We start from the raw sequence: 13,429 nt of genomic DNA, 5'->3' as shown, positions 1-13,429 counted from the left end.
GGGCGGCGTCCGCAAAGGCCCTCCGTGACAAGCGCGTTGAGGTCATGTCCCCACACTGTCAGCAGGCAGGTGCCCGAGCATCGGGGTTCGCCCCGGGACGAACTCCGATCGCACCCCGGCCCATCCCGCACACGGATCATCTCCTCGGCACCTGGCGCATTCGATGCGCGCCCCTAGCTGATGCGAGTTCCCGTGCCGCTGACACGGACGCGCGGGTCACCCGCGCGCAGCGTCACCGTGAGCTCGCCAGGGCGGCCCAGGTCCTCGCCCTGATACAGGGTGAGGATGGCGTCCTCGGGGACCAGGCCGAGGTCACGGGCGTACGCACCGAACGCGGCGGCCGCGGCGCCGGTTGCCGGGTCCTCGACGACGCCGCCGACGGGGAACGGGTTACGGACGTGGAAGACGGTGGCCGACTCCCGCCACACCAGCTGGACCGTGGTCAGGTCCAAGCGGTGCATCAGGGCCTCGAGGCGCGCGAAGTCGTAGGCAAGGTCTGCGAGGCGCGCGCGTGTCGCCGCCGCGAGAACGAGATGACGCGCACCGGCGAACGCCATACGAGGCGGGAAGTCCCGGTCGAGGTCCGCGGCCGGCCAGCCGAGTGCGGCGAGCGCCTCCGTGAGGTCGGCGTCGGCGATTTCCTCGAGGTGCGGCTCGACACTGGTGAGGGTGGCCCTGACCGTTCCGCCCTCCTCGGCCACCACTACCGGCACGGTGCCGGCGCGCGTGGCGAATACCAGTTCCCCGGGGCCGATCCGCGCGGCCAGCGCGACGGCGGCAGCGACGGTGGCGTGCCCACAGAACGGCACCTCGGCCTTGGGACTGAAGTAACGGATGCTGTACGCCCGTCCCTCCTGGCTGCCGAGGCCCTCCGGGGGTGCGGTCAGGAACGCGGACTCCGAGTATCCGAGGTCGGCGGCGATAGCCAGCATGTCACTGTCATTCAGGGCGGTGGCGTCCAGAACGACGCCGGCGGGGTTTCCGCCGTCGGGGGCGCTGGAGAAGGCGGTGTATCGCAGCACCTCGGGCCGCGGCGCATTGGGTGTCATGCTCTGCGGCAACGCGGGGCGAACCGGCGGCTATTCCCGGACGCGGGCGGAGGCGGGGATGGGCCCCTGGGCGAGCCAAGCCCGCCTGCGGGTACCGGAAGGGACCGGAGCGACCACCGCGGCGAGGACCGGCGCTGCGGCGGTGACCACCGCTGCGGGCGCCGCTCCAGATCCCACAGTCGGCGGTAGGTGGGACCGGCCCATGAGCCGGCGTCCGAAAGTGGGTTGCCCCGGCGGCACCTCACCTTCGTCGTGCGCGGGTCCTCACGTTCGCGCTCACGACCTGGGGACAGGTACGGCCGGGCCGTGGAGGCAGTCGCCTCAGGGGCCGTGGTGGACGCCGCCTCCGCGCGGGGTGTGGGGGTGCCGTGGCCGGACTCGGGGATCGGCCGCGGCCCCTGCCCAGGAGGACACTCACCAGCACGACGGAGCGGAGGCCCTGTACCAGCGCGCGCGGACGGGGCCGAATCGGCGCCCGCCGCGGCCCACCGGCCACGGCCCGAGCCGGCCGGGCGGCCGGGCTCCTGCGCCTTGTGCCCGCCGGGCGGGGTCGCGGCCTGCTGTGCGCGCATGCGGCCCGTACGTGGTGTGCACAGCCTGGTGTCGCCGGTGTCCCTCCGCCGGTTGTTCGCTGATCCGCCTCCGGCGCGAACTCCGCACGTACCTGTTGCTCCGTCGTCAGGGCGGGCTCTGCCTTCGGGCAGAGGCGGGTCGCCCGCAAGGAGGAGCGGGCCGCGTACGGAGCCCCCGATAATCGACGTCATGTCGTCCAGCGTTCCATCAGGCATCGAGCCCCACCGTGTCCGAAGAGTCCTGACAGGGCCCGCAGAGGACGGGCGGCAGTTGTGGCGGGCGGTGGGCGAGGCGGTTCTGGCCGGGGCGCTGGTGTTGCTCATCTACAAGGGCGAGTCGGAGATCGACAACAGGCTGAAGGGCGGGGTGGCGGCCCTGGGACTCGTCGGCATCGCGCTGGTGGTCGTGCGACGCCGGTTCCCGGTGGTCAGTGCCGTGGGGCTGGCCGTCCTGATGGGGGTGGTGCCCTCGGTCGCTTTGCTCACCGCGGTGGCCGCTTACACCGTGAGTCGGCAGCGGGAGACACCGAGGCGGCGTGCCGGTCTCCTGCTGGTGGCGGCCGCCTCGGCGATGGTGACGTGTGCGGTGTCCGCTCCCCTGCTGGGGCCGGGCGACTGGTCGTTCGGCCTCGCGCTCGGGGCGGTGCTTGCCGTGACCACGGTCGTCGTGCCCGGGCTGGTCGGCACTGCCACGGGGCAGCAGGACCGGCTGCTGCGGGCGTTGCGGGAGCGGGCGGCCGCTGCCGAGGAGGCGCGGCGGATGGCGGACAGCGAGTCGCGGATGCGTGAGCGGTCGCGCATCGCTGCGGAGATGCACGATCTGGTCGGGCACCGGCTGAGCCTGGTCTCCCTGCACGCGGGCGGGCTGGAGATGGCGCTGAGCAAGCAGGCGCCCGAACTGCGTGACGAGGCCGCCGTGGTGCGCCGTGCCACCCGTGACGCGATGCAGGAGTTGCGGGAGGTGCTGGGGGTTCTCGGTCCGTTGGACCGGGACACGGGAACCGACGCGCTGACCGACGCGACGGGTACCCGCGCCGATATCGAGGCACTGGTCGAGGAGTCGCGGGGCGTCGGCATTCCGGTCGAGTTCTCTTGGCAGGGTGCCGATCTCCACGCGCGGCCGGCCCGGGTGCGGCGGGCGGTGCACCGGCTGGTGCGCGAGTCGCTCACCAACGTTCACCGTTATGCGGCCGGCGCCCAGGTGACCGTGACCATCAGCCACACCGACGAGCGGGTGGCGGTCCAGGTGCGCAACGGAGTCCCGCCCACGCCGCCCGCCGCCACGACCGGGCTCGGCTCCGGTCGCGGGTTGACCGGGCTGCGCGAGCGGGTGGCGCTGCTCGGCGGTGGCCTGGAGGCGGTCGCGACACCCGGGGGCGGGTTCGTCGTGGCGGCCGACATCCCTGCCGACCCCGGGGCCGGCGCGGAGACGGCGCAAGCGGAGTCGTACGAGAACGAGCCGGCCGTCGCCGACGGGCCCGGCAGCGGGCTCTCCACCCTTCACCGGTGCCTCACCGGTGCCGTCACCGGGCTGCTCGGCCTGGCCGGGGTGGGCGTGATGATGCTGTTCGGGCTCCTGCTGGTGGTCGACGCGTACGGTCCCGGGTACAGGCAGCCCGAGAAGCCCCGGGTGGGGATGGCACGGGAGCAGGTGGAGCGGAACGTGGCCGGTGACGACGTCACGGTGCGGGCGGCCGCCGCCGGGCGCGAGCCGCCGCGGCCGGCGGCGGCCACGGACTGCATGTATCCGTGGGGGGCCGGGGCGGCCAAGGGCGGGCGGCTGGAAATCGTCCGTTTCTGCTTCCGGTCCGACACCTTGATCGCGATCGACCGTTTCACCGTTCCGATGGTGACCGAACCGCCCCGTGGGAGCAGGACGCATGGCTGAACAGAGCGATTTCGCGGGCTACCGGGCGGACCCGGTGATCCGGGTGCTACTCGCCGATGACGAGGAGATGATCCGGCATGGTGTCCGGCTGATCCTCCGGCACGCCGACGGCATCGATGTGGTGGGCGAGGCCGTCAACGGCGCCGAGACCGTCCGGCTCGCCGCCGAGCACCGGCCCGACGTGGTGCTCCTCGACATCCGCATGCCCGTACTCGACGGGCTCGCGGCCGTCGGACCGCTGGTGGCCCTCGACCCCAAGCCGCAGGTGCTCATGCTCACCACCTTCGGTGACGACGAGAACGTCATCCGCGCCCTGCGGGCCGGCGCCACCGGCTTCCTGCTCAAGGACGACGGTCCGCAGGAGCTGATCAGCGCGGTACGGGCCGCGGCCGCAGGGGACGCGGTGCTCTCGCCCGGCGTCACCGGGGCCGTCATCCGGCGGATGCTGGCCGGCGGTTGGGCAGGGGCTGCCGCCCCGGACAGCAGGGTGGCGGGGTTGACCGGCCGGGAGCGAGAGGTCCTGGTGATGCTTGGGGAGGGGATCTCGAACCCGGAGATCGCCAAGCGGCTCGGCATCGGTTTGGGGACGGTCAAGACCCACGTCGCGTCGATTCTGGACAAGACCGGGTGCGGCAGCCGGGTCCAAGCGGCGCTGCTGGCTCACCAGGCCGGGCTCATGGGCTGATCACCCGGCCGGCCCGCCTGCCCTCTCTTCAGGGGCTGCCGGCTCTCCCCATCGGCAGAGGGGCCGGTAGTCGGTGAGGGTGAGACGGCTGCGGCGGGTCTGCCGTTGGGCAGGCGGCGTACCCCCCACTTGAGAGCGACGGATTCGGGGGTGCCCCGGGGCCACGATGGTCAGGTGTCCCCACCCCGTCCAGGAGTACCCATGCCGCAGTCTGCCGCCGCTACCCACCGCCTTGGCGCCTCGTCCGGTGCCGCCGCCCGCGCGGCTGGGCTGACCAAGGTCTATGGCCAGGGGGAGACCCGCGTCGTCGCCCTCGACTCGGTGACCGTGGAGTTCGGGCGCGGCCGGTTCACCGCGATCATGGGGCCGTCCGGCTCCGGCAAGTCGACGCTGATGCACTGCATGGCGGGCCTCGACGCCATCTCCGGGGGATCGGCCCGGGTCGGTGACACGGAGCTGTCCGGTCTGAACGACCGTCAGCTCACCCAGCTGCGCCGGGAGAAGATCGGCTTCGTCTTCCAGGCGTTCAACCTGCTGCCCACGCTGAACGCGCTGGAGAACATCACGCTGCCGATGGACATCGCCGGCCGCACACCCGACCCGGAGTGGCTGGAGCTGATCGTGGGGACCGTCGGGCTCGCCGGGCGGCTACGGCACCGCCCGTCGCAGCTGTCCGGCGGCCAGCAGCAGCGCGTCGCCGTGGCCCGCGCGCTGGCCGGGCGTCCGGAGATCGTCTTCGCGGACGAGCCGACCGGCAACCTCGACTCCCGTTCCGGCGCAGAGGTCCTGGGCTTTCTGCGGGATTCCGTACGCGAGCTGGGGCAGACGGTGGTGATGGTCACCCACGACCCGGTGGCCGCTTCGTACGCGGACCGGGTGGTCTTCCTCGCCGACGGACGGGTCACCGGCGATCTGACCGCCCCCACCCCCGAGGCCGTGCTGGATCGTGTGCGGCGCTTCGACGCCAAGGGGCGGACCAGCTGACGCGCCCTCCCGCGCCACCTCCCCTGCGACTCCCCCGCGACTCCCCCGCCTCCACCGCGTACCTCCAGGACGGATACACCGCCATGCTGCGTACAGCCCTGCGCAACGTCCTTGCGCACAAAGCCCGATTGATCATGACCGCGCTCGCGGTCCTGCTCGGCGTCGCCTTCGTCTCCGGCACCCTCGTCTTCGCCGACACCACCGCGAACGCCTTCCGTAACGCCTCCGCCCAGAGCCTCAAGGGCGTGGCCGTCTCCGTGCGGACGGAGGAGGCCGCCGACACCTATGCAGCGGAAAGCGGGCACGCCTCTGCCACCGGTACGGCGGGCGGTGAGGACGGCAAGCGGACCTCCGTCCTCGACACCGCGCTGGCACGGAAGATCGCCCGGATGCCCGGCGTCGCCTCGGTACGCCCCACCGTCAACGGCCGGGCCACCGTGGCGGGCAAGGACGGTCGCCCCGTCAACGCCGACAGCAACTGGGTGAACCTGGCCGCCAACTACCAGCCCGGCAAGGACGGAAAGGACAGCCACTTCCCGCTCGAGGAAGGCCGCGGGCCGGTTGCCGAGGGCGAGCTGGCGCTGGACGCCGGGACCGCCGAGAAGGCCGGCTACCGGATCGGCGACACCGTCCGTTTCGCCACCGACGGGCCCACCCTGGCCAAGAAGCTCGTCGGAATCGTCACCACCGAGGACCCTCGGGTGACCGCCGGCGGTACCCTCACCCTCTTCGACACCTCGACCGCGCAGAGGCTGTTCCTCCACCCCGGCCAGTTCGACGAGATCACGGTCGCGGCCGAGGACGGTACCGACGAGCGCGCGCTGGCCGGCCGGGTACGGACCGTGCTCCCCGTGAAAGGTGCCCGGGCCACCAGCGGCGCCGACCTGGCCGTCGAGCAGTCCGATGAGATCCGCGAGAACAGCACGTCGCTCACCAAGACGCTGCTTGTCTTCGCCGGAATCGCGCTGTTCGTGGGCGTGTTCATCATTGCCAACACCTTCACTATGCTGATCGCCCAGCGCAGTCGCGAGATCGCACTGATGCGCGCCGTGGGCGCCTCCCGCCGCCAGGTCGTACGCTCCGTCCTCGTCGAAGCCGCCCTCGTCGGCCTACTCGCCTCCGCCGCCGGATTCGCGGTCGGCCTCGGCATAGCCACCGCTCTGCGCCCGCTGCTCAACACCACTGGCGCCGGGCTGCCCGACGGACCGCTGGCCATCACGGTTGCGGCCCCGCTGTCCTCACTAGCGGTCGGTGTCGTCGTCACGGTCCTGGCCGCCTGGCTGCCGTCCCGCAAGGCCGCCAAGATCGCCCCCGTGGCGGCGCTCAGCAGCGTCGACCAGGCGCCGCCGGCCCGTGCCCTGGTGGTCCGCAACGTGCTCGGCGCCCTGCTCACCGCGGCCGGGGTGCTGGTGATGGTGTACGTCTCCACGCTCAGGACGAGCGAGGAGTCGAACCTGATGATCGCGATGCTCGGCTCCGCGCTGACGCTCCTCGGCGTGATCGTGCTGGCCCCGTTGCTCTCCCGGCCGCTGATCACCCTGGCCGGCAAGGTCACCACTCGCTGGTTCGGCATCAGCGGCAAGCTGGCCAAGGAGAACGCGCTGCGCAACCCGCGCCGCACCGCTGCCACCGCCTCGGCCCTGATGATCGGGCTCGCTCTGATCACCGGTCTGACCGTCGGCGCGCACTCCGCCCAGCGCGCCATGGCCGAGGAGGCCACCGGGGGCCTGACCGCCGACTACAAGGTGAACTACAGCTCCTCCCGCGGGCTGGACGCGGACGCGGCCGGCAAGGTCGCGCGGGTGCCGGGGGTCGCGGCGGCCGCCCCCGTCACCTCGGCGGAGCTCGACACCCGCGGACGGTCCGGCGTGATCACCGGTACGGACCCGAAGGCGTTCGGCAAGTCCGTACAGCTCGACTTCCGCGCCGGTTCGCTGCTCGACATAAGCCCCGGGAAGATCGCGGTCTCCGACGAGTTCGCCGATCGGGCCGGGCTCCACGTCGGCGACCTCATCGACGCCGCGATGGGCGCCGGCCCGGACGCCGGCAAGGCCCGCGAGAAGAAGCTGACGGTCGTCGGCGTCTACGCCAAGACCCGCGCCACCGACGACGCGCTGGGCACGCTCGCCGACGTGCTCCCGTACTCCGTGACGAGGCAGCTCGACAACCTGCTGGTCAAGGCGGAGCCCGGCAGAGCCGCCGGCCTCGAGCGGAGGATCCGTGCCGCGCTCGGCGACAGCCCGCTACTGAAGGTCCGAAGCCAGGAGCAGCTCATCAGGGAGAACAACGAGTCGATCACCACAGTCCTCACCATGATGTACGGGCTGCTCGGCCTGGCCGTCGTCATCGCGGTCCTCGGCGTCGTCAACACCCTGGCCATGTCGGTCTTCGAGCGCACCCGCGAGATCGGGATGCTGCGGGCCATCGGCCTCGACCGGTCCGGGATCAGGCAGATGGTCCGGCTGGAGGCCGTGGTGATCTCCCTGTTCGGCGCGGTGCTCGGGATCGGCACAGGCATCTTCCTGGCCTGGGCCGGGGGCAGCCTGACCACGTCCTCGATGAACGAGTACGAGATGGCGCTGCCCTGGGGAAGCTTGGCCACCTTCCTGGCGCTGGCACTGCTGACCGGCGTCCTGGCGGCGATCTGGCCGGCCCGCAGGGCCAGCCGCCTCGACATGTTGCGGTCGGTCCAGCCGAGTTGAGCCGAGGTCGGCACCCCGTCGACCGGGCCCCGTCGGGCGGTCGCCCACGCAAGCGCCGAGCGTTCCCAGCGCCGGACAGTGCGCCATCCGATGGCGAACTTCTCGGCCCCCACAGCCATCTCACCACTGGCGCGGCCGACAGCGACCGACGCCCGAGAAGTTCCCGACAAGATAGGAGATCCGCGTGTCAACCGTGTCCACCACCCCTGCCCTTCGAGGCCGACGGAGCGGAGCCGGACAACCCTTCAGGCGCACCGCACAGCGTGTGAGTGCGATCGTGGCTCCCCTCGCGGCACTGATGCTCCTCACGCCGGCCGCCGCGCAGGCGGACGAGATCCACGGCCAGGACGCCAGTCAGGTCCCGGACCTGGCCCGCGATCTGATCGCCTACTGCCAGAAGAACGCAGTGAACTGCCAGTTCCGCCCCTACGGGAACGATCCGCAAACGTTCGATGCGGCGCCGGAGGTCGTCTCCGAGAAGAAGTACAACTGCTCCGGGACGCAGAACCTCAGTGCCAAGTACTCCGTCTCCCGGAAGCTGGGCGGGAGTTACACCGTGACGACGGGCGTCACGTTGGGTGGCGAGATGGGAGCCGAGGATTTCGGCGCCTCGGTGAAGTCCTCCATCCAGGCCAAGTACGAGGAAGCCCGGTCGTGGAACTGGGAGACCAACGTCACGCAGGAACTCACCGCCACGATCGAGCCCCGGAAGGCCGGCTTCGTCAAGGCCGTCAAGCACATGAAGTCAGTCGAAGGATCGCTGTTCGTGAAGCGGTACAACGACAGCGGCATCGGCTACGACTACCACCTCCTCGACCACATCCTCGCCGTCATGCAGGAGCGTGAACCTTCTCTCGTGGCCGATGAGGCGCCGATGACGCCCGACGAGATCCAGAAGTACTGCTCCACCGCTCCCTGACCGTCCCGTGGCGAGGGTCCGCCGACACATCGGCGGACCCTCCGTCGGATCGGCGGGCGGTGCCCATCTGCGTCCTTCGACGGTGGGCGGCGAGCCCGCCCACCGGTGCCCGTACCGCGCCGCAGTGAGGAGACCGACGGCCATGGTGCCTGCCGCCTTTGACGAGGGGATGGTGCTGCCGGTTACCGGAGGCGCCCTTCATCGTCGTACAGGAAGAGCTGGCCACGTCCGCCGAGGACGTCGCCGCGCGTCTCGGGTACGGGATCCCGCAGCGCCCTGGTGGCCACCCAAGCCGGACGGGCCGCGTAGCGCGGCGACACCTTGATCAGGGCATCCGGGCACGGGTCTCGCCCGTACCTCCCGCACAGCAGCGGCTCCGGCATCGCGTCATCGCACACGCCGCTGTCCTTGGGCCGATCTGCAGTCAGCCTTCCTGCCCCTCCTCCCCGGCAACGTCGCCGATGGCAACACGCAGATCGTGCATGCCCTGCATGATGTCGATGAGGGCTTCTTCCGCCCCGCTCAGAGCCCGCCGGGTTCCCTCCACATCACCTTGATCGGCGTGCAGCTGGGCGCTGAGCGTATACAACGCCGTCATCGCGGCGGCGAAGGACGCCTCCCGGCCCGGTGGCGGTTGTTCCGCCTCGGGTTCCGAGACCTGCATCGCAGTGCGCTGCAGCCTGTTCGTCAGGACGTTGACCGCAAGGCCGGGGTCAGGCCCAAGCTCATCCTCCCAGCCGAGCAACGTGTCGAAGACGTCCTCGGTCTCTCCCTCCTCGGACAGACGCGTCGCAGCGGTGATCTCCAGCTCTGCCTTGGCCAGCAGTTTGCCCAGCAACCGCAGACGGTCCGATTCACGCGGTCTCTCGGGCCGTGCCTCCGGATCCGCCGCCGGTTCAGCCGTCAGCGCGACCAATGCCGCTTGAATCTGTTCTGCACTCGCCGGACGTTCGCTTCTCATGCTCACGCCCTCAGCTTCGCTCCATGAAGGCACGATCGCCCGCCCACACACCAGCGGAGGACTCCATACCCCTCCCAGGGAGCTAAGGTCGGACAACGTAGCGGCGTGATGTGCCCGAGCGGTACGGCCCGCGGGGCCGGGTGTACGACCCGTTCCGGCGCTGGCAGCGCGCTGGCACCTGTGCCCGGATCGTCACCCGGCTTCAGGCCGAGGCCGGCGCGAAGGGTCTGACCACCTGGGACGTGGACGTCGTCTCCACCGTCTGCCGGGTCCTTCGTCGACCCGGTCGACGGCCTCGCACTAGGGTTCGACGTTCAGTGCGGGCGGCGTCCCGTCGACGCCGACAGGCCGCTCGGCCCGCCAGACGCGTCGTGTCGTAGCCCGGCCATCGCCCGCCGCAGATGACGATCGCAACGCGACGTGTCGTTCACCGTGAGCGCCGGCGGCAGTGCCACGTTCCGGCGACACAGCTACAGGATGCTCGGCTTCGTCTCCGACCCGGACGGGTCGGTACGCCGCCCGGGGTCCACCGCCTCCCGCACGCTCCCCACCAATGCGGCAAGGCGGCTTGCTCCGGGCAACAGCACACGCCGCTCGCGCAGCCATCCGGCCGCAGCGCCGAACAGCGTCTCGGCCCGTCCCCCGGTCGTGGGCGGTCCCACGGTCAGGGATACCCGCCCGTCGCGTCAAGGGATGAATATCACCTCCGGGAAGGCCGCGGACGGACCGTCGAGCAGGTGCCCCGGGCGGTGCCGCAGATGCAGGTCGAAGAACGCGAGCGCGTACGCCTGCTGGATCCGCAGCGCCCGGCCGGATCGAGCGTTCCGATCCAGCTCCGAAGCTCCTCGTCGCTCATCCCGATCGCTTTCCCCAGTTGCGGCATGAGCACCTGCTTGTCGCAGTACGACGAGTGGACGGCGCTCTCGGCCTGAACGTTGAGCCGCCATCCCCGCAGATGCGACCAGAACCTGGTGACGCTCGGCTCCTGGGCCCGGGTGAACGCGGCGGTCATCAACATGAACGGCCGGTCCAGATCAGCGGTGATCGTCGGTTCCACGGGACCGTCGAAGCTCAGCCCGGCCCGGACGTGCCGGTCCTCGATCATGACGAGGGCGGTCGCCGTCCCACCCTTCGACCAACCGAACATGCCGACGCGGTGCAGGTCGAGGGCGCCGCACAGGCCCGTCGGCAGTGGCCGGTGTCCGGCGTCGGGTTGCGCCCGGCGTCGAGGTCCTCGATGCGGTCGACGACGAACCGGACGTTCTTGGCGAAGTCCGCCGGGGAGCGGCACGGCGGCGCCGGCCGTCAGTGCGGCTCCCAGCGGGTGACGGCGCGTCAGTCGGTTACGGCCGCCGTTGTCCATGCACATGCAACATGCCCATGTCCATGACGGAGCGCTTTCACGCGGTGCACCCGAGCACATCCGGCTGGCGAATGGATGACCCGTCACACGCATGCATCCGCGCGTCTACATCCGTAGGTTGAGCGTCAGAGCCACCGGTACCTCCGGGACTGTGAGAAACACCTGACCAAGCCCGTCGGGGTCGCGTGACCGATGGCCGGGCCGTAGAGCCGGACATATGGTGCTCCTGGCCGCCGGCTTCATCGACGTCGCCCGGGCGCGCTCATGTTCCTCTCCGAGAAGTCCGTACCCCAAGCCGTCGCCACAGGCTCGGCGACCGCTCGAGTCAGCGTCCCAGCGCTCCACGGGCTGATCGGCGGACCGGCGGCGGGGTCGGGCAGAACGGCCCTGTCCGGTCCCGCCGCCTTTCCCGGACGGCAGGTCGCGGCTCGGCGGGAGGATGTGCGCACGGCGACGGACGCCCGCTGGGACCGGGCTCCAGGGGCGGCCGTGCAAAGCTCCCGGTCGAAAATGGCGAACCCCTGGAAGCGTGTGGGTCAGACGTGCCCGAAGAACGGGCTGCCCGGTGCGTCCGGGTCGGTCGAGAGGAAGTGCTCACGGATCGCGCGGATGAATTCCTGGCGCGAGATGACACCGTCCCCGTCGGTGTCCAGCTTGGTGAACGAGTCCATCGCGTCTGGCGCGTCACTCCTCCACACGTCCCTCAGGAAGCGGGCGAACTCATCCTTACTGATCTCGTTTCGCCGTGAGATCCACCCAGGAATGCCGTCGCTGGAAGATCACCTTCGCACCCACGACTGGCGTACGTGCCCGTAATTGCGTCGGCAGACCGCCGCTCCCGAAGCCCCTCCAACGAATGATCACCGATTTGAGGTGGGGATCCATGGCTTCGCCGACCCGCCGACCCACTGATGGTTGCTCGGACAGCCAATGTAAGCCGTTGCCCTCGCGCGCACGCGACACCACTGGCCCTGAATCCGCAAGCACCGGGCATGTGGGGGGGTCGTCACTCGTGTCCAGGAATGACGAATCCGCTTTACTTGTTCGAACAGGTAATCCGCGCGGGGTGACAGCTACCGGCGGGCAATGACGGCCAAGGCAGAGGTCCTGGCTGCTTCTCTCCTCGGAGGACTTTGATCATGACGACCACTTTCGAGCCGTTCGAACTGGGCGGCAGGCGCCTGGCCAACCGCATCGCAATGGCCCCGATGACACGCAGCCGTGCCTACGGCGCCGGCGCTGCTCCCACGGCTTCCATGGCCACGTACTACGCCCAGCGGGCGAGCGCCGGGCTGATCATCACCGAGGGGACCCAGCCGTCGATCGTCGGTCAGGGCTATCCCGACACCCCGGGCCTGCACTCTCCCGAGCAGGTTGCCGCCTGGCGGACAGTGACCGACGCGGTGCACCGGGAAGGTGGTGTGATCTTCGCGCAGCTGATGCACACCGGTCGCATCGGCCATCCCGCCCTGCTGCCCGACGGGATGGTTCCGGTCGCGCCGTCCCCGATCGCCGCCAAGGGCCAGGTCTTCACTCACGAGGGTCCGAAGGACATGGTGACCCCCAGGGAGCTGACGGACTCGGAGGTCCGTCAGACGATCGAGGAGTTCGCCGCCGCCGCACGCAATGCGATCGCTGCCGGGTTCGACGGGGTGGAGATCCATGGCGCGAACGGTTATCTCGTCCACCAGTTCCTCGCGCCCAACAGCAACCAGCGCACCGACATCTGGGGCGGCACCGTCGAGGGCCGGATCCGCTTCGCCGTCGAGGTGAGCGCGGCCGTCGCCGACGCGATCGGCGCCCACCGCACCGGTATCCGCTTGTCTCCCGGCAACCCCTACAACGACATCGCAGAGGAAGAACTGGACGCCACCTACGGTGCGCTGGTGGACCAGCTGGCACCCCTGAACCTGGCCTATCTCCATCTGCTGGAAGGTCCCGACCGCGAGTTCACCCTGCGCCTGCGCAAGGCGTGGCCGAACGCCTTCATCCTCAATCCCTTCACCCACCCCGAGCCCACCGGGCCCGCAGCGCTCACGCTGATCGAGGACGGCACTGCGGACCTGGTCTCCTTCGGCATGCTGTTCCTGGCCAACCCAGACCTGCCCCAGCGCCTCAAGGCAGGCGGTCCCTTCAATGCCCCCGACCAGAGCACCTTCTACGGCGGCGACGACCACGGCTACACCGACTACCCCACCGTGTCCGCCTGATCCTAATCCGGTAGTAGCAGCGCTCGGTGGCCGGGCAGCGTCGAGTGAAGACACCTATCCCCAACACGGTCCTACAGACCTTCTGTGAGAGCGGTG

The 13,429-nt window shown here is 70.5% G+C and carries 11 protein-coding genes; 6 read left to right on the top strand and 5 right to left on the bottom strand.

Features of this window, described 5'->3' with window-relative positions; all coding sequences use genetic code 11:
- Window positions 1–173: 173 nt before the first annotated feature.
- Window positions 174–1,049, bottom strand: coding sequence for a PhzF family phenazine biosynthesis isomerase (locus ABZ079_RS27630; protein ID WP_356942159.1), 876 nt, complete (start codon window positions 1,047–1,049; stop codon window positions 174–176).
- 762 nt (window positions 1,050–1,811) lie between these two features.
- Between ABZ079_RS27630 and ABZ079_RS27625 the strand changes: the two genes are divergently transcribed.
- From ABZ079_RS27625 to ABZ079_RS27605, 5 genes are all read left to right on the top strand, one after another.
- Window positions 1,812–3,509, top strand: a complete 1,698-nt coding sequence (locus tag ABZ079_RS27625; protein WP_356942158.1) for a histidine kinase — start codon at window positions 1,812–1,814, stop codon at window positions 3,507–3,509.
- On the top strand, window positions 3,502–4,194 hold the full coding sequence (locus tag ABZ079_RS27620; RefSeq protein WP_356942157.1) for a response regulator transcription factor: 693 nt from the start codon (window positions 3,502–3,504) through the stop codon (window positions 4,192–4,194). Before ABZ079_RS27625 ends, ABZ079_RS27620 begins: the two co-directional genes overlap by 8 nt.
- 201 nt (window positions 4,195–4,395) lie before the next feature.
- Window positions 4,396–5,178, top strand: a complete 783-nt coding sequence (locus ABZ079_RS27615) for an ABC transporter ATP-binding protein (RefSeq protein WP_356942156.1) — start codon at window positions 4,396–4,398, stop codon at window positions 5,176–5,178.
- Between the two features lie 83 nt (window positions 5,179–5,261).
- Window positions 5,262–7,880 (top strand): FtsX-like permease family protein, encoded by a 2,619-nt coding sequence (locus tag ABZ079_RS27610; protein WP_356942155.1) that lies wholly within the window; start codon window positions 5,262–5,264, stop codon window positions 7,878–7,880.
- Window positions 7,881–8,145: 265 nt separating this feature from the next.
- Window positions 8,146–8,799 carry a hypothetical protein gene (locus ABZ079_RS27605; protein WP_356942154.1) on the top strand — a complete coding sequence of 218 codons (654 nt, stop codon included), beginning with the start codon at window positions 8,146–8,148 and terminating at the stop codon, window positions 8,797–8,799.
- 182 nt (window positions 8,800–8,981) lie between these two features.
- Here ABZ079_RS27605 and ABZ079_RS27600 read toward each other — a convergent pair whose 3' ends face one another.
- The 4 genes from ABZ079_RS27600 to ABZ079_RS27585 form a co-directional block, all read right to left on the bottom strand.
- Window positions 8,982–9,197, bottom strand: coding sequence for a hypothetical protein (locus tag ABZ079_RS27600; RefSeq protein ID WP_356942153.1), 216 nt, complete (start codon window positions 9,195–9,197; stop codon window positions 8,982–8,984).
- 26 nt (window positions 9,198–9,223) lie between these two features.
- Window positions 9,224–9,766, bottom strand: coding sequence for a hypothetical protein (locus tag ABZ079_RS27595; RefSeq protein WP_356942152.1), 543 nt, complete (start codon window positions 9,764–9,766; stop codon window positions 9,224–9,226).
- A gap of 694 nt (window positions 9,767–10,460) precedes the next feature.
- Window positions 10,461–10,817, bottom strand: a complete 357-nt coding sequence (locus tag ABZ079_RS27590) for a hypothetical protein (protein WP_356942151.1) — start codon at window positions 10,815–10,817, stop codon at window positions 10,461–10,463.
- Between the two features lie 842 nt (window positions 10,818–11,659).
- Complete coding sequence (locus ABZ079_RS27585) at window positions 11,660–11,794, bottom strand: EF-hand domain-containing protein (protein ID WP_356942150.1); 135 nt, start codon at window positions 11,792–11,794, stop codon at window positions 11,660–11,662.
- A 468-nt stretch (window positions 11,795–12,262) separates the two neighbouring features.
- On the opposite strand from ABZ079_RS27585, the gene ABZ079_RS27580 reads away from it, so the two are divergent.
- Window positions 12,263–13,333 (top strand): alkene reductase, encoded by a 1,071-nt coding sequence (locus tag ABZ079_RS27580; RefSeq protein WP_356942149.1) that lies wholly within the window; start codon window positions 12,263–12,265, stop codon window positions 13,331–13,333.
- Window positions 13,334–13,429 lie beyond the last annotated feature (96 nt).

The organism is Streptomyces sp. NPDC006314 (assembly GCF_040613075.1).
In the GTDB taxonomy this organism is placed as follows: domain Bacteria; phylum Actinomycetota; class Actinomycetes; order Streptomycetales; family Streptomycetaceae; genus Streptomyces.
Note: the sequence above shows the minus strand (reverse complement) of the source record. Positions and strands in the feature narration are given on the sequence as shown.